This is a genomic window from Ralstonia sp. SET104 (assembly GCF_003851545.1).
Lineage (GTDB): Bacteria > Pseudomonadota > Gammaproteobacteria > Burkholderiales > Burkholderiaceae > Ralstonia.
In genome coordinates this window covers 94,881-111,652 of record NZ_BHVX01000009.1, presented here as the reverse complement: position 1 = coordinate 111,652, position 16,772 = coordinate 94,881, and the positions used below count along the sequence as shown (strand labels likewise).

Annotated in this window: 14 protein-coding genes; 9 read left to right on the top strand and 5 right to left on the bottom strand. The window is 62.6% G+C overall.

Annotated features, from left to right (window positions below; all coding sequences use genetic code 11):
- Positions 1 to 284 precede the first annotated feature (284 nt).
- The 5 genes from queF to PSUB009319_RS13605 form a co-directional block, all read right to left on the bottom strand.
- On the bottom strand, positions 285 to 1,121 hold the full coding sequence (queF, locus tag PSUB009319_RS13625) for an NADPH-dependent 7-cyano-7-deazaguanine reductase QueF (RefSeq protein WP_124382759.1): 837 nt from the start codon (positions 1,119 to 1,121) through the stop codon (positions 285 to 287).
- Positions 1,122 to 1,141: 20 nt separating this feature from the next.
- Complete coding sequence (ilvA, locus tag PSUB009319_RS13620) at positions 1,142 to 2,662, bottom strand: threonine ammonia-lyase, biosynthetic (protein WP_124382758.1); 1,521 nt, start codon at positions 2,660 to 2,662, stop codon at positions 1,142 to 1,144.
- A 354-nt stretch (positions 2,663 to 3,016) separates the two neighbouring features.
- On the bottom strand, positions 3,017 to 3,280 hold the full coding sequence (locus PSUB009319_RS13615) for a hypothetical protein (RefSeq protein WP_124382757.1): 264 nt from the start codon (positions 3,278 to 3,280) through the stop codon (positions 3,017 to 3,019).
- 61 nt (positions 3,281 to 3,341) lie between these two features.
- Entirely contained in the window at positions 3,342 to 3,884 is a 543-nt protein-coding gene (locus tag PSUB009319_RS13610) for a hypothetical protein (RefSeq protein WP_124382756.1), read from the bottom strand.
- A 128-nt stretch (positions 3,885 to 4,012) separates the two neighbouring features.
- On the bottom strand, positions 4,013 to 4,639 hold the full coding sequence (locus PSUB009319_RS13605) for a hypothetical protein (RefSeq protein WP_124382755.1): 627 nt from the start codon (positions 4,637 to 4,639) through the stop codon (positions 4,013 to 4,015).
- 160 nt (positions 4,640 to 4,799) lie between these two features.
- Between PSUB009319_RS13605 and PSUB009319_RS13600 the strand changes: the two genes are divergently transcribed.
- From PSUB009319_RS13600 to PSUB009319_RS13560, 9 genes are all read left to right on the top strand, one after another.
- The gene (locus PSUB009319_RS13600; RefSeq protein ID WP_124382832.1) at positions 4,800 to 5,723 is read left to right on the top strand and encodes an ion channel; all 924 of its coding nucleotides are present in this window, start codon (positions 4,800 to 4,802) and stop codon (positions 5,721 to 5,723) included.
- A 31-nt stretch (positions 5,724 to 5,754) separates the two neighbouring features.
- Positions 5,755 to 7,002, top strand: a complete 1,248-nt coding sequence (locus PSUB009319_RS13595; protein ID WP_124382754.1) for a nucleoside recognition domain-containing protein — start codon at positions 5,755 to 5,757, stop codon at positions 7,000 to 7,002.
- Between the two features lie 57 nt (positions 7,003 to 7,059).
- Positions 7,060 to 7,641 (top strand): YqaA family protein, encoded by a 582-nt coding sequence (locus PSUB009319_RS13590; RefSeq protein WP_124382753.1) that lies wholly within the window; start codon positions 7,060 to 7,062, stop codon positions 7,639 to 7,641.
- 201 nt (positions 7,642 to 7,842) lie between these two features.
- Positions 7,843 to 11,850, top strand: coding sequence for an FAD/FMN-binding oxidoreductase (locus PSUB009319_RS13585; RefSeq protein WP_124382752.1), 4,008 nt, complete (start codon positions 7,843 to 7,845; stop codon positions 11,848 to 11,850).
- A 2-nt stretch (positions 11,851 to 11,852) separates the two neighbouring features.
- Positions 11,853 to 12,299, top strand: coding sequence for an HIT family protein (locus PSUB009319_RS13580; protein WP_124382831.1), 447 nt, complete (start codon positions 11,853 to 11,855; stop codon positions 12,297 to 12,299).
- A gap of 105 nt (positions 12,300 to 12,404) precedes the next feature.
- The gene (locus PSUB009319_RS13575; RefSeq protein WP_124382751.1) at positions 12,405 to 14,261 is read left to right on the top strand and encodes an ABC transporter ATP-binding protein/permease; all 1,857 of its coding nucleotides are present in this window, start codon (positions 12,405 to 12,407) and stop codon (positions 14,259 to 14,261) included.
- Positions 14,262 to 14,297: 36 nt separating this feature from the next.
- Positions 14,298 to 14,714 (top strand): gamma-butyrobetaine hydroxylase-like domain-containing protein, encoded by a 417-nt coding sequence (locus PSUB009319_RS13570; protein ID WP_124382750.1) that lies wholly within the window; start codon positions 14,298 to 14,300, stop codon positions 14,712 to 14,714.
- Positions 14,715 to 14,766: 52 nt separating this feature from the next.
- The gene (gene ubiE, locus PSUB009319_RS13565; RefSeq protein WP_124382749.1) at positions 14,767 to 15,498 is read left to right on the top strand and encodes a bifunctional demethylmenaquinone methyltransferase/2-methoxy-6-polyprenyl-1,4-benzoquinol methylase UbiE; all 732 of its coding nucleotides are present in this window, start codon (positions 14,767 to 14,769) and stop codon (positions 15,496 to 15,498) included.
- A 127-nt stretch (positions 15,499 to 15,625) separates the two neighbouring features.
- Positions 15,626 to 16,675 (top strand): Tim44 domain-containing protein, encoded by a 1,050-nt coding sequence (locus tag PSUB009319_RS13560; protein WP_185453469.1) that lies wholly within the window; start codon positions 15,626 to 15,628, stop codon positions 16,673 to 16,675.
- Positions 16,676 to 16,772: the final 97 nt, after the last annotated feature.

The following is a 16,772-nucleotide window of genomic DNA, read 5'->3' as shown; positions in this document are numbered from 1 at the left end:
AGCCGTTCGAGCCTGGCTCGCCCAGAGAGACGAAACCAAGCCATAGCAAATGAGGACAAGCGCCTATGCTCAGCACTTGCCCGTTATCCACGAGGCTTCCACACCTCGACCGCTTTCTCTATGGCACCGAAAGCAGTGCGCAGAGTTTAGGGGCTATGGCTTAGTTAAAACAATGGGCGGAACTATAAATCAGAATTTGCTGATGTTACGGGTAAATGAGGGGGCAATCGCGCCAAGAAAAAAGCGCCCGAAGGCGCTCTGTGTGTTGTGTGCTGCGTCAGGTGCTACTGGCGCGCATTGCGGAGGTTATCCGGCCACGGCGTGTTGTAGTTGGTGCGGAACGGGTTGATGTCCAGCCCGCCGCGCCGCGTGTAGCGCGCATACACGGCCAGCTTGACGGGGCGGCACTGGCGCAGGATGTCGGTAAAAATGCGTTCCACGCATTGCTCGTGAAACTCGTTGTGCTCACGGAACGAGATCAGGTATTTGAGTAACGCTTCCTGGTTGATCGGCGCGCCCACGTAGCGAATCTGCACGCTGCCCCAGTCGGGCTGACCCGTCACCAGGCAATTGGATTTGAGCAGGTGCGAGACCAGCGTTTCTTCCACCGGGCTCTCTTCCTCATCCGTATGCAGCAGTTCGGGCGTGGGCTGGTAGACGTCGGTTTCAATGTCCAGACGATCGAGCAGCATGCCGTCGAGTTCGCCCATCTTCTGCCGGGCAAACTCCTCTTGCGGCACGATGCGCACCTGCACCGGCGCACCGCACGCTTCCGACAGATCGTGGTGGATCAACTGCTGCAACGCTTCGTGCGAAGCCACCTTGGTCTGGTTGAACGAATTCAGATACAGCTTGAACGACTTGGATTCAACGATGTTGGGCGAATCGGCCGGCACGATCACGGTGCCCACGGCCACCTGCGGCTTGCCGCGCAGGTTCAGCCAAGACAGTTCGTACAGGTTCCACAGGTCTACACCGAAGAAGGGCAGGGGCGCGCCTGCGGGCAAGCCGATCTCGTCGCGCTTGCCTTGGCGCGGAATGGGAAACAGCAGGCTCGGGTCGTACTCCGTTTTGTAGGCGGAGGTTTTGCCCAGCGGCGAGTGTTCAGGATGGTTGCTCATGACAGTTGCTCCGCGGCCGATTACAGGAACAGGCTGTAGACCGGGTTCTCGCTCTCATCCCAGGACTTGTAGCCCAGCGTGGTGAGGAACGCCTTGAACTCGCGCTTCTCGTTCTTCGGCACCTGAATGCCGACGAGGATGTTGCTCGAATCCGCGCCCTGATTGCGGTAGTGGAACAGGCTGATGTTCCAGTTCGGACTCATGCTCGAGAGGAACTTCATCAGCGCGCCCGGCCGCTCGGGAAACTCGAAGCGGTACAGCAGTTCGTTCTCGGCCAGCGGCGAGCGCCCGCCCACCATGTAGCGGATGTGCTGCTTGGCGAGTTCATCGTTCGACAAATCCAGCGTCGGGAAGCCGTGTTTGCGGAAGTTCTCGGCAATCTTGTCGCTCTCTGAGCGCGAGGCGATCTGCACACCCACGAAGATGTGCGCGGCGTCCTTGCTGGCAATGCGGTAGTTGAACTCCGTCACGTTGCGCGACCAGCCCACCAGCTCGCAGAAGCGCTTGAAGCTGCCGCGTTCTTCCGGAATCGTCACGGCAAACACGGCTTCGCGTGCCTCGCCCACCTCGGCGCGCTCGGCCACAAAGCGCAGGCGGTCGAAGTTCATGTTGGCGCCGCTGGCCACGGCCACCAAGGCTTCGTTCTTGAGCTTGTTTTTCTCGGCGTACACCTTCAGCCCGGCCAGCGCCAGCGCGCCGGAGGGCTCCAGCAGGCTGCGCGTGTCCTGGAACACGTCCTTGAGCGCCGCGCAAATCGCATCCGTGTCCACGGTGATGATCTCGTCGACCAGTTCGCGCGTGATGCGGAAGGTTTCCTTGCCGACCAGTTTGACTGCCGTGCCGTCGGCAAACAGACCCACCTCCTTCAGCTCCACGCGCTTGCCGGCGGCCACCGAACGCGCCATCGCGTCGGAATCCACGCTCTGCACGCCGATCACCTTGACGTCCGGCCGCACGGCCTTTACGTAGGCCGCGATGCCCGAGATCAGGCCGCCGCCGCCAATCGAGCAGAAGATCGCGTGGATCGGCTGCGGATGCTGGCGAAGGATTTCCATGGCAATGGTGCCCTGGCCGGCAATCACTTCCGGGTCATCGAACGGGTGCACGAAGGTGTAGCCGTGCTTTTCCTGCAGCTTGGCGGCGTGGTTGTAGGCGTCGGAATAGCTCTCGCCTTGCAGCACGACTTCAACCCACTCGCCGCCGCGCGAGCGCACGCCGTCAATCTTGAGCTGCGGCGTCGTCACCGGCATGCAAATCACGGCCTTGCATTCCATCCGGGCCGCGCTGAACGCCACGCCCTGCGCGTGGTTGCCGGCCGAGGCCGTAATCACCCCGCGCTTGCGCTCGGCCGGCGTGAGCGATGCCATCTTGTTGTAGGCGCCGCGCAGCTTGAACGAGAACACCGGCTGATCGTCTTCGCGCTTGAGGTAGACGCGGTTGCCGGTGCGCGCCGACAGGTTGGGCGCGAACTTCAGCTCGGTTTCCACCGCGACGTCATAGACCTTCGCGGTCAGGATTTTCTTGAGGTAATCGATGGCCATGGTGCGGACCGGGTTGGACTGGGGGATAGCCCGTAAGACTATCACGGGGGGCTTTGGCTAAGCGGCGTCAGGCGAGTCCCCGTCTGAGACCAACGTGGCTGCGCTCTTATGACTTACACGTCGGCTCAACGTCGTAGCCGAGGCTCGGGTAATACTCGTGTGCTGCCCTGTTGCGTTGCTGCGGGGTTAATCGGATGCGCTCCGGGGTTGTGCACTGTCTGAGCCGGTAGACGTTGCCATTCCATTCGAACTCGGCTTGGTCGGCTGACCTTGCCGCAATTACGATCGGTGGCCTAGCGGGAAAGCCGATGCCAATGGCGGGGAATTCGATCTTGCTTTTGTTTCCGGCAGACGTCAGTCGGTAGTCACCGCAGGGCTGTCTTCTGGCGAAATACTTCGCATGCGGCCAACGTCTTGTCGATCTTGGCCGCCAACGTCGCAGCAGCAGTGGTACGCGCCTTCTGTCGTGATGATGGACATTTCGAGTCCAGGTACCTGCGTCTGAATCGAAAACAGGCGGTTGCTGCTTGTTTTCAATTCAACTACGCCAAGCTCGCTTTGAGCAGCGGTGAGCTGGTTTGCCAGTGCACACAGGCACGCCATGATTGGTTGTTTCATATTTGCACCAGCCCGTTGATCTTTGCGTGAGATGGTGCTGTTGGGTCCCCGCTGGGCAGGGCTAGTTGGCACAGCTCAGGGCGTTCTCAAATTCGGTTTCTGTCAGCATCGTCCAGCCGAATCCCGCTGCGTTGGTTTCGCGCTCCAGCGCAGCGGTTAGCGCTTGCGCGAACGTATCGTCTAGGCAAAGGACGCCAATGACAGCGCCGTCTACGCCTGGCCGGAGTACGGCCGTGATGCCCTTGGCTGTCAGTGCAGTCGCCTCCATCGTCCAATCGGGGCCGATGAGCGATAGCACGGTTTTACGGTCCAGCGAGGCAATATCGGCGTGTTCGGTGGAGAGAATCGCCACTTGGCCTTGAAGATGCCACGAGTACCCGCTGTCATCAAACAGCCGGATCGCCGTTTGCGCGTCTGTCGTCGCCTGCAGAGTGACCTGTGTGGGTGCACGCATCCAGCGGGATCGCAAGTATTCGGCAATACCGCCGCTGCCGAGTGCGTACTGCCTACCACTGTCGGTGATGCTTGTTTCGGATGTCAGAAAGCTGACGGTGGCGACTGAAACTACCGCTTGGGCGAGGATGGTCGCGATGGGCTCGGGCACGCCGGAGTCGGTTGGGAGAGTAGCGCATTGCCAACCGATCAGAATCAGATGTCCAGCTTTCGGAGGCAATGGGCCGAGTTGCCAGAATGCGCCGCCTGGGTCGCGGGTTGCGATGAGCTTGCCTTGCATCATGGTTTTGGAACTTGCGGGAGGGAGATGAACATGGCGTTTGCCCAATCATAGACGTTGGCCCCAACGTAATTGCCTGCTTGGTAGCCGATAAGGCCACCAATCACGCACCCCCCTATGCCTCCAACGGCAATGCCTATGGGTGATGCGAGAGCTCCGGCGGCAGCGCCGCCAGCCCCCATGGCTCGACATCCCGTCCACGCCAAGGCCCAGCCGCTAACGGCTTCCGAGGCTCTGCGCATTGGTGTTCTGGATTGGACAATCGACACAATGTCAATGGCAACGCCTGCAACGGCCAGTGTTCTGCCTGCATACCGAAAGTACTTGGCTGCTTGATAAAGTGCGACGCCGCTTTTGCCCACCGGCGTATGATCGCTGACCCCAAATTGGGAATACACACGCGCTTGATTCCAGTGGTAATTGATGGTCTTGGTGGCGACGTTATAGCCATAATCAAGCCTCAGATGCTTCTTGCCTGAGATGTCCTGAAAGAACAGCGTTGAAGTCGATCCACCGGGAGGGATGCGACCGCGTGGTTTCAGCTCGATACAGAGGCCGCCTGTGCCCGGGATAGGTATGCGCACAATGCTGGAAATTCCAAGTGCATAGGGGATGCTGCCATTCATTGATGTCTCGGGATTCGACACGGATCACTTCCTGTTATGAAACGCTTTGGGAAATGGCTATCGTGTCATGCGCTCACGGTCGGTTGTGGCGAATGGGATGTAATTTTTCATGCTTGTATGGTTCTTTTCCCTTGGGGAAATTTGCAAACAAACACCGATGATGAACACTCCGTCGTCTTTCCCCAAGCCCACCCAGCGCCAAGGCCGCAAGGTCTGGTCAGGCACCCAGCACGTCATCGCCTACGGCATGCCGCCGATGGGTTGGCGCGATCTCTACCACCACGCGCTGGAGGTCAACTGGCCGACCTTCTTTGCATTGCTGGCCACGCTGTTCCTGACACTCAACGCGGTGTTTGCCGGGCTGTACTCGCTGGGCGATGCATCCATCGCCAACCAGTCGCCGCCGGGTTTTGCGGGGGCGTTCTTCTTCAGCGTCGAGACGCTCGCCACCGTCGGCTATGGCGACATGCACCCGCAGACGACCTACGCCCACCTCATCGCCACGCTGGAAATCTTTATCGGCATGTCGGGCATTGCCATGGCGACAGGGCTGGTGTTTGCACGGTTCTCGCGCCCGCGCGCCAAGATCATGTTTGCGCGCAACGCGGTGGTGCGCCCGCTCAACGGCAAGATGACGCTGATGGTGCGGGCGGCCAATGCGCGCCAGAACGTCATCGCCGAGGCCACGGCGCGGCTGCGCCTGCTGCAGGACGAGGTCTCGTCCGAGGGCTTTACGATCTACAAGATTCACGACCTGAAGCTCGAACGCAGCGAGCACCCGATCTTCCTGCTGGGCTGGGTGATGATGCATGTCATCGACGAGACCAGCCCGCTGCACAACGCCACCGCAGAATCGCTCGCCGCGGGTGATGCCTTGCTGCTGCTCACCATCGAAGGCGCGGATGAAACTGCCGCGCAAACGGTGCAGGCGCGCTATTCGTGGCGGCACGATGAGATCCGGTGGGGCCATCGCTACGTTGACCTGATCCACGATAACGAAGAGGGCGTCACGACCGTCGACTACGACAACTTCCATCTCATCGAGCCGGTTGCGGTGCCGACTGCGCCGCCGCAGGCACAATGAGCGCCCTGTCGGATACCAACGCGCAATTTCCGTGGCTCTGAACCTCGTCTGGCTTGCCTTCTTCCTTGTTGCCTTTATCACCGCGTGCGTGCAGGTGGTGCAGGGCGATATGGAAGTCTTCTCCCGCATGCTCACTGCCATGTTCGATGCCGCGCGCACGGGCTTCGAAATCGCGCTGGGCCTGACCGGCATGATGGCGCTGTGGCTGGGCATCATGCGCGTGGGCGAGCGTGCCGGGGTGGTGGACTTGTTCGCGCGGCTCGTGAACCCGCTGATGCGCCACCTGTTCCCGTCCGTGCCCGCTGGTCACCCGGCCAACGGCGCGATGATGATGAACGTGTCGGCCAATGTGCTCGGTCTGGACAATGCCGCCACGCCGCTGGGCCTGCAGGCCATGCGCGAGCTGCAGCAGATCAACCCGCAGCCACAGCGCGCGAGCGACGCGCAGTTGATGTTCGTGGTGCTCAACACGGCGGGCGTGACGCTGGTGCCCACGTCCGTCATCGCCATTCGTCAGGCCATGGCGGTCAAGCAGGGCCTGGTCGGTTTCAACGCGGCAGACATCTTCCTGCCGACCTTGCTGTCCACCTTCATCGGGTTCTGCTCGGGCATTGCGGCGGTGGCGTGGTACCAGCGCATCAACCTGTTCAAGCCAGCGCTGCTCGCGTATTTCGGTGGCTTTGTCGCGGCGATGGGATTGCTGTTTGCCTGGCTGCGTCAGTTTCCGCCGCAGCAGATGGCCGCGTGGATCGGCCTGATCGGCGCGGGCGCCATCCTCACTATCGTGGTGGCGTTCTTGCTGTGCGGGGCGATCCGCCGCATCAACGTCTACGAGACCTTCGTCGATGGCGCCAAGGACGGCTTTCAGGTGGCGATCGGCATCGTGCCGTACCTGGTGGCAGTGCTGGTGGGCATTGCCGTATTCCGCGCGGCGGGCTGCATGGATGTTCTGATGCAGGGGCTCTCGGCGCTGTTTTCGCACCTCGGTATCGACACGCGCTTTGTGCCCGCGCTGCCAGTGGGCCTGATGAAGACGCTCTCCGGCGCCGGCGCGCGCGGCCTGATGGTCGACGTGATGACCACCTACGGCGTCGATTCCTTCCAGGGCAAGCTGGCCGCCATCATCCAGGGCTCGACCGAGACCACGTTCTACGTGCTGGCCGTGTACTTCGGCAGTGTCGGCGTCAAAGACACGCGCTATGCGCTCGCCTGCGGGCTGTGGGCCGACCTGATCGGCCTGATCGGTGCCGTGCTCGTCGCCTACCTGTTCTTCGCCTGACCGGGTAGGGCGGCCCCCAAGCGACGCAGCGGCCGCCCGCCCTCTACAATCGACCGCATGGAACAGTGGATCGACACGCTTTTTGCCACGCTCGCCCTGCCCAAGGTCGGGCTGCCTGCCATCTTCCTCGTCAGTTTCATCTCGGCGACGCTCTTGCCGCTGGGCTCCGAGCCGGCGGTGTTCGCCTACATCAAGCTCAATCCGGAGATGTTCTGGCCAGCCATCATCGTGGCCACCGTCGGCAACACGCTGGGCGGCGTGGTCGACTGGTGGATGGGCTACGCGGCCAAGCTGGCGGTGGTGCGCTACCACCTGGCGCGCCGCCGCCGCCAGCACAACACCGAGCACGCCCAGCACGTGCCGCACCCCAAGCGCCACCGCGAGCCGCCGCTCGACAAAAAGTACTTCCGCTGGATGCGCCGCATCGGGCCGGTATCGCTGCTGGTGTCGTGGCTGCCGGGCATAGGCGACCCGCTCTGCACGCTGGCCGGCTGGCTGCGCCTGAAATTCTGGCCCAGCGCCATGTACATGGCCATCGGCAAATTCCTGCGTTATCTGGCCATGACCGCAGCCCTCATGACCCTGCCAGATGGCTTCTGGCACGGCATTCTGGGCTGGATCAAGGGTGTGATGATGTGACGTTTGCGTGTCGCAAGCGGCACCTGGGCGCCTCTGCCTTTTTCGCAAGCCATTGAAAACGCGGCGATTTTTTCGCCCACATCATCGGCAGGGATACCGTTGTTGCAATGCGTCAACACCGCGCCTTGCAGTACAATTGCCCTTTAAAGACCACGCGGCTTGAGCTCTCTATGCCGCGCCCTCCCTCCCCAGCGGCACGCCATGAATGCCCCACTTCTGATCGACGCCAAACTCACGGCGCAGGACGCTGCGCCCCGGCTGCGCGAGATTCCCTACAACTACACCTCGTTCTCGGATCGGGAAATCGTCATTCGTCTGCTGGGCGAGTCTGCGTGGCAGATCCTGGACGAGCTGCGCGCCGAGCGCCGCACGGGCCGATCGGCACGCATGCTGTACGAAGTGCTGGGCGACGTGTGGGTGGTGCGCCGCAACCCGTACCTGCAGGACGACCTGCTCGACAACCCGAAGCGCCGGCAGATGCTGATCGACGCCCTCAATCACCGCCTGGCGGAGATCGAGAAGCGCCGCGTGGCCGACCACGATTCGCACCATGACCCGGAAGGTGACGAGCGCGCGACCAAGGTCGAGCAACTGGTCGTGCACGCCCGTCGCGCCGTCAAGGCGTTCCAGGAAGAATTCGCGCAGGTGTATGACCTGCGCCGCCGTGCGCAAAAGGTGCTCGGCCGCGTCACAGCCAAAGACAACATCAAGTTCGATGGCCTGTCGCGCGTGTCGCACGTGACCGACGCCACCGACTGGCGCGTCGAATACCCGTTCGTGGTGCTCACGCCCGATACCGAAGAAGAGATCGCGGGCATCGTCAAGGGCTGCTTCGAGCTTGGGCTGACCATCATCCCGCGCGGAGGCGGCACCGGCTATACCGGCGGCGCTGTGCCGCTCACGCCGTTCTCGGCTGTCATCAATACCGAAAAGCTCGAGCGTCTGGATGCGGTCGAGATGACCGACCTGCCGGGCGTTGATCACCCTGTGGCGACCATCTATTCGGGCGCCGGCGTGGTCACGCGCCGCGTGGCGGATGCCGCTGAAAAGGCCGGCCTCGTGTTTGCCGTCGACCCAACGTCGATCGACGCTTCGTGCATTGGCGGCAACGTCGCCATGAACGCGGGTGGCAAGAAGGCCGTGCTGTGGGGCACCGCGCTGGACAACCTCGCCTGGTGGCGCATGGTCGATCCGGACGGCAACTGGCTGGAAGTCCAGCGCCTTGACCACAACCTCGGCAAGATTCATGACGCGCCCGTCGTCACGTTCGAACTGAAGTGGTTCGATGGCAATGCGCCGCTCGGCAGCAAACTGCTGCGCACCGAAACGCTCACCATTGAAGGCCGCAAGTTCCGCAAGGAAGGCCTCGGCAAGGACGTTACCGACAAGTTCCTGGCTGGCCTGCCCGGCGTGCAGAAGGAGGGCTGCGACGGCATCATCACCAGCGCACGCTGGATCCTGCACCGCATGCCCAAGTCGATCCGCACCGTTTGCCTGGAGTTTTTCGGCCAAGCGCGCGACGCGATCCCGAGCATCGTTGAAATCAAGGACTACCTCGACGCCGAGACCAAGAAGCCCGGTGGCGCGATCCTCGCGGGCCTGGAGCACCTGGACGAGCGCTACCTGCGCGCGGTTGGCTACGCCACCAAGAGCAAGCGCAACGCGTTCCCGAAGATGGTGCTGATTGGTGACATTGTTGGCGACGACGATGACGCCGTGGCGCGCGCCACCTCGGAGGTGATCCGTCTGGCCAACGGCAAGAGCGGCGAAGGTTTCGTGGCCGTCAGCCCCGAGGCACGCAAGAAGTTCTGGCTCGATCGCTCACGCACCGCGGCGATTGCCAAGCACACCAACGCGTTCAAGATCAACGAAGACGTGGTGATCCCGCTCAATCGCATGGGCGAGTACACCGACGGCATCGAGCGCATCAACATCGAGCTGTCGATCAAGAACAAGCTCAAGCTGACCGACGCGCTGCTCGATTTCTTTGCCGGCAGCAACCTGCCGCTGGGCCGTACCGACGACGCTAACGAGATTCCCAGTGCCGAACTGCTCGAAGACCGCGTGCAACAGGCGCAGCAACTGCTGCGTACCACGCGTGCTCGCTGGCAGTACCTGCTGGACCATCTCGACACGCCGGTTACCACCGCGCGCGCCAGCCTGATCGGCCTCGGCCTGGGCTACCTCGCGCAGACCATCGACGACCGGCTGGTGAATCAGCCCGACGCCAACCTGTTCCACCTGCTGCAAGACCGCACGATCCGCGTGTCGTGGAAGGCGGAAATTCGCGCCGAGCTGCGCAAGATCTTCAACGGCGGCGAGTTCAAGCCGATCCTCGACGAGGCGCAGGCGATCCACAAAAAGGTGCTGCGCGGCCGTGTGTTCGTGGCCCTGCACATGCACGCCGGAGATGGCAACGTGCACACCAACATCCCCGTCAACTCGGACGACTACGACATGCTGCAGGACGCCCACAAGGCGGTGGCCCGCATCATGACGCTGGCACGAACGCTTGACGGCGTGATCTCGGGCGAGCACGGCATCGGCATCACCAAGCTGGAATTCCTGACCGATGAAGAGATTGCCGACTTCGCTGCGTACAAGCGCCGCGTGGATCCGAACGGCCGCTTCAACAAGGGCAAGCTGCTGCGCGATGTGAACGACCCCCAAGGGCTGGCGGCCGACCTGCGCAACGCCTACACGCCGTCGTTCGGCCTGATGGGGCACGAGTCGATCATCATGCAGCAGAGCGATATCGGCGCCATCTCGGAATCGATCAAGGACTGCCTGCGCTGCGGCAAGTGCAAGCCGGTGTGCGCCACGCACGTGCCGCGTGCCAACCTGCTGTACAGCCCGCGCAACAAGATTCTCGCCACCTCGCTGCTGATCGAGGCCTTCCTGTACGAAGAGCAGACGCGCCGCGGCGTGTCGGTCAAGCATTGGGAAGAGTTTGCCGACGTGGGCGACCACTGCACGGTCTGCCACAAATGCGTGACGCCATGCCCGGTCAAGATCGACTTCGGCGACGTGTCGATGAACATGCGCAACCTGCTGCGCAAGATGGGGCAGAAGAAGTTCAACCCCGGCACCGCTGCGGCGATGTTCTACCTGAACGCGACCAACCCCGAGACCATCAACTTCACGCGCAAGGTGATGTTCGACTGGGGCTACAAGGCGCAGCGCTTGGGGCACGACATCCTGAAGAAGTTCGCCAAGAAGCAGACCGCGCATCCGCCCGCCACGGTGGGCAAGCCACCGGTGCGCGAGCAGGTGATCCACTTCATCAACAAGAAGATGCCGGGCAACCTGCCCAAGAAGACCGCACGTGCGCTGCTGGACATCGAGGACAACGAGATCGTCCCGATCATCCGCAACCCGAAGGAGACCACGCCCGACAGCGAGGCGGTGTTCTACTTCCCGGGCTGCGGTTCGGAGCGGCTGTTCTCGCAGGTGGGCCTGGCCACGCAAGCCATGCTCTGGCACGCCGGCGTACAGACCGTGCTGCCGCCGGGCTACCTGTGCTGTGGTTATCCGCAGCGCGGCAATGGTCAGTACGACAAGGCCGAGAAGATCGTTACCGACAACCGCGTGCTGTTCCACCGCGTGGCCAACACGCTCAACTACCTCGACATCAAGACGGTGGTGGTGAGCTGCGGCACCTGCTACGACCAGCTCGCCGACTATGAATTCGACAAGATCTTCCCGGGTTGCCGGATCATCGACATTCACGAATACCTGCTGGAGAAGGGTGTGAAGCTCGACGGTGTGCAAGGCACGCGGTACATGTACCACGACCCTTGCCACACCCCGATCAAGACCATGGACCCGACCAAGCTGGTCAACCAGCTCATGGGCGGCAACATCGGCGCCGACGGCCAGGCCAGCGCGATCGAGAAGAACGACCGCTGCTGCGGTGAGTCGGGCACGCTGGCGATCTCGCGTCCGGACATCTCCACGCAGGTGCGCTTCCGCAAGGAAGAGGAGATGAAGAAGGGCGCCGACAAGCTGCGTGGTGATTTCAACGGCGACGTGAAAATCCTCACGAGCTGCCCGGCGTGTCTGCAAGGCCTGTCGCGCTACACCGAAGATGTCTCGGTGCAGGCCGACTACATCGTGGTCGAAATGGCGCGCCACGTGCTCGGCGAGACCTGGCTGCAGGACTACGTGGCCCAGGCCAACGCTGGCGGCATCGAGCGAGTGCTGGTGTGACGATGATCGAGCGCTCGCCCGGCTGCGCGCTGTGCCAGATCAACGGCGGGGACGGCGGCGAGCCCGTCTGGCGCAATGCCAGGGCGCGCGTGGTGCTGGTCGAGCACGCGCGCTTTCCGGGCTTCTGCCGCGTCATCTGGAACGACCACGTGGCCGAGCAGACCGATTTGTCCGATGCCGATCGCCTCTGGCTGATGGAAATCGTTACCCGCGTCGAGCGTGTGCTGCGCACCGAGCTGGCACCGGACAAGATCAACCTCGCCAGCTTTGGCAATTTTGTGCCGCATCTGCACTGGCACGTCATCCCGCGCTATCGGTGGGACACGCATTTTCCAGAAGCCGTGTGGGGCCCCGAGCAACGCGAGCCCGATGCTGCGCGGATGGCCGGGATCACGGCCAAGTTGCCGGCGCTGTCGTACGCGCTGCAAGCGGCGCTCGCTGACGCTTGAGCCCCGTCGGCGCTAACACCTGGTAACGCATCGCCACGTCCTGCGCGGAACCCCTGTGGCGCGCAAGACGTCAGATTGTCTTTCTGCCGTGCCAAAGCCCTCGCCATGACGACACCGCGCACCGCCGCCACGCCCGATTCTCATAAGGATTCCATCGCCGAGCTGAATGTTCACCACGGCCGGTTGAATCTGTCCGAGACGTGGCAACTCATCAAGCCGTTCTGGGTTTCTGCAGACCGCTACAAGGCGTGGGCGCTGCTGGCGCTGGTGGTCGCGCTCAGCCTGTTCGTCGTCTACATGAACGTGCTGTTCACCGACTGGAACCGGCTGTTCTACAACGCGCTGGAACAGAAGGACAAGACCGGGTTCTGGCACCAGCTTGGGCGTTTCTCCTGGATTGCCGCGCTCATCATCATTGCGTCCGTGCTGCGCCAGTACTACACGATGATGCTGCGCATGCGCTGGCGGACGTGGATCACGGGCAGCTTCGTTGATGACTGGCTCGGCAAGCAGGCGTTCTATCGCCTGGAGCAGACCCACACTGCTGACAACCCCGACCAGCGGATCGCCGACGACCTGCGCAACTTCACAGATGCCACGCTCACGCTGGCGCTGGGTTTTCTCAACGCGGCGGTCACGCTGGTGTCGTTCTTCGGCATCCTGTGGGCGGTGTCGGGGCCGCTGGCGTTTGCGCTGGGTGGGCACGACTTCGTCATCCCCGGTTACATGGTGTGGTTCGCGCTGCTGTACTCGGTGCTGGGCTCGGTCATCATCCACTTCGTGGGTCGCCCGCTGATCGGGCTGTCGTTCCAGCAGGAGCGCTACGAAGCGTATTTTCGTTTCCTGCTGATGCGCGTGCGCGAGAACAGCGAGAGCATCGCCCTGTACCGCGGCGAGCCGACCGAAAAAGCCATTCTGCGCGGCCGCTTCGAGCGCATCCGCGCCAACTGGAACCAGTTGATGGACTACACGCGGCGGCTGAACTTTGCCAGCTCAGGCTATGGGCAGTTCGCCATCATCTTTCCGTTCCTGGTCTCTGCACCGCGCTACTTTGGCGGTACCCTCACGCTGGGCGGCATGATGCAGGTGGCTACGGCGTTCGGGCAGGTGCAGGGCGCCATGTCGTGGTTTGTCGACAACTACAGCACACTGGTGAGCTGGAAGGCCTCCACCAATCGTCTGATCGAATTCCAGCGTGCCATGCGCGCCGCCGAGCGCGAAGAAGAGCACCGTGCGGGCGTGCGCGACGTCGAGGTTGAGATCGCCACCGTGTCCGCCATCGAGGCGCGTGACCTCGCGCTCAACCTGCCCAATCGCAAGCCCGAAGACCTGCTGGTCGAGCCCTTCGATATGACCCTCGCACGTGGCGAGCGTGTGCTCATCAACGGCCCGTCGGGCTGCGGCAAAAGCACGCTTGTGCGCGCCGTGGCTGGCATCTGGCCGTATGGCTCGGGCCGCATCGAGATTCCGGACGATGCCTGCGTGCTGTTCCTGCCGCAGCGCAGTTATTTGCCGTCGGGCACGCTGGCCGACGCGCTCTCGTATCCTGATCTCGCCACCCAGTACACTGCCGAGCGGCTGGCCCAGGTGCTGACCGCCTGCCGCCTGCCGGCACTGGTTGACCTACTGGATGAAGTCAGCAACTGGAGCCTGCGGTTGTCGCCTGGCGAGCAGCAGCGCCTGGCCTTCGCGCGCGCCTTGCTGCAGCGTCCCGATTACCTCTTCCTCGACGAGGCCACCAGCGCACTCGACGAAGATACGGAGGCTTTCATGTACAGCCTGATGCTGGAATCGATGCCAGATATGACCATTGTCAGCGTGGCACACCGCAGCACCGTGGCACGATTTCACCATCGGCGCCTGCGTTACATCCCCGAGGGCGATCCGTTGACTGCGGTAAGCTATCGGGTGGTGGAAGAGCCCGCGCAGAATGTGTCTACTCCGGCGCTGGCCGCTTCCTGAAACGCAGTTTTTCAAAGACTCAACGAGACGCTTTTCATGGCCGGACTTTCCGCCGACACTCCGCACCCGACCGGCATTACCGTGCACACGCAATCGCGCGTGCTCGAGATCGCCTTTGCTGATGGCAAGCAGTTCAGCCTGCCGTTCGAATATTTGCGCGTGCTGTCGCCGTCAGCGGAAGTGCAGGGGCACGGGCCAGGGCAGGAAGTGCTGCAGACCGGCAAGCGCGAGGTAGGCATCGTCGGCGTAGAACCGGTGGGCAACTATGCGATCCGCCCGCTGTTCTCCGATGGCCATGATTCCGGCATCTTCGATTGGGCGTACCTGTACCGCTTGGGTGTTGAGCACGACACGCTGTGGCAAGCCTATCTTGATCGCCTGACCGCCGCCGGCGTTGACCGTGACGCACCGATGGCAGCCAACGCTGGCCACGCCTGCGGCCACAGCCACTGATTTCCAATTCACTTTGCGGCGCCCACGCGCTGCATCCGCATTCCTTTCTGTCATGAGCCAAACCCACTTCGGATTCCAGCAGGTCGACGAGCAGGAGAAGGCCGGCAAGGTTGCTGGCGTGTTTCATTCCGTCGCCAGCAAGTACGACGTGATGAACGACCTGATGTCCGGTGGTCTGCACCGCATATGGAAGATGTTCACCATTGCCCAGGCCGCGGTGCGCCCAGGCTACAAGGTGCTCGATATTGCTGGCGGCACGGGCGATCTGGCGAAGGCCTTTGCGCGCCAGGCCGGCCCCACCGGGGAGGTTTGGCTAACCGACATCAACGAGTCGATGCTGCGCGTCGGCCGCGACCGCCTGCTCGATGCTGGCGTGCTGACCCCCACCGCCTTGTGCGATGCCGAGCACATTCCCTTTCCGAATGCTTACTTCGACGTGGTGACAGTGGCATTCGGCTTGCGCAACATGACGCACAAGGATCGCGCGCTCGCTGAAATGCGTCGCGTAGTGAAACCGGGCGGCAAGGTGATGGTGCTGGAGTTCTCCAAGGTGTGGCAGCCGCTGGAGAAGGCCTACGACGTGTACTCGTTCAAGGTGTTGCCGTGGTTGGGCAGCAAAGTGGCGGGCGACCCCGAGAGCTACCGCTATCTGGCCGAGTCCATCCGCATGCACCCGGATCAGGAAACGCTCAAGCAGATGATGGAACAGGCCGGATTGGACTCGGTCGAATACTTCAACCTGACAGCGGGTGTCGTGGCACTGCACGTGGGCCGTCGTCTCTAAGTGTTTCCGACGTTCCACCGGATGGGCGATGTAGCGCGCTGTGGCGATATGCCACGATCCTTCACATTGAATTTCGGCATTGACGTCTCCATCTAATGGCGTCACTGCCATTGGAGAGAAGACAGCGATGAGTTTGCATTGGGGTGGAAAATTGATGGTGGGCGCGCTGGTCGCGACGCTCGCACTGGGCGCGGCGGTTGATGCCAACGCCAAGCGCATGGGTGGCAGCCGCAGCGTCGGCAAGCAGTCGTCCACCGTGACGCAACGACAACAGACGCCGCCGGCCACAACGCCGTCGCCAACACAGCCGGCCGCACCGACTGCACAACCGTCGCCGGCAGCGCCGGGTGCGGCGGCACCGGCTGCAAAGCCTGGGCGTAACTGGGGTGGCATGCTGGGCGGCTTGGCAGCCGGCCTGGGCATTGGTTATCTGCTGTCGAAATTCGGTCTGGGCGCGGGCTTGGCCTCGTTGCTGTCTAACCTGATCCTGATCGCGCTTGTCGCCTTCGTGGTGATGTGGATCATCCGCAAGGTGCGCGGCAGCCGTCCGCAAGGTCCTGCCTACGCCACGGGTGGCCCGTCGCTGGGTGGTGACCGTGAGCCGTATGTGCCGCAGCCCGCCACACCGGCCCCGCAGGCTTCCGCACCGGCCGCTGCGTCGCTCAACACCGGCAATACGTCAGGTCTGGGCGCTGGCGCGGCAACTGCTGCGCAGTCGTGGAACCTGGGCGGTCCGGCTGCGGCGAGCGCGCAGGCCGTCAACGCACAACCCGCCGCAGCCGCACCGCAGCAGCCGTGGGGTGTGCCGGCGGATTTCGATACGCAAGCCTTCCTGCGCAATGCGAAGGTCTACTTCATCCGCCTGCAGGCCGCGTGGGATGCGGGCAACTTGAATGACATCCGCGAGTTCACCACGCCCGAGATGTTCGCCGAGATCAAGATGGACCTTGCCGATCGCGGCACTTCGCCTAACAAGACCGACGTGGTCTCGGTCGAAGCCGAAATGCTGGGCATTGAAACGCAGGCTGCCGAGTACCTGGCCAGCGTGCGCTTCTCGGGCATGATCCGTGAAGAAGCCAACGCACCGGCACAGCCGTTTGCCGAGGTGTGGAACCTGACCAAGCCGACGCAGGGGGCGGGTGGCTGGGTGTTGGCGGGTATTCAGCAGTTGCAGTGATGCTGTAACAACTTGAAGCGCCGCAAAACGGCCGTTTCAACATTCCCCGTAAAATAGGGCCCGACCGTCTGGTTCGGGCCCTTTTTGTTGTTCGTCG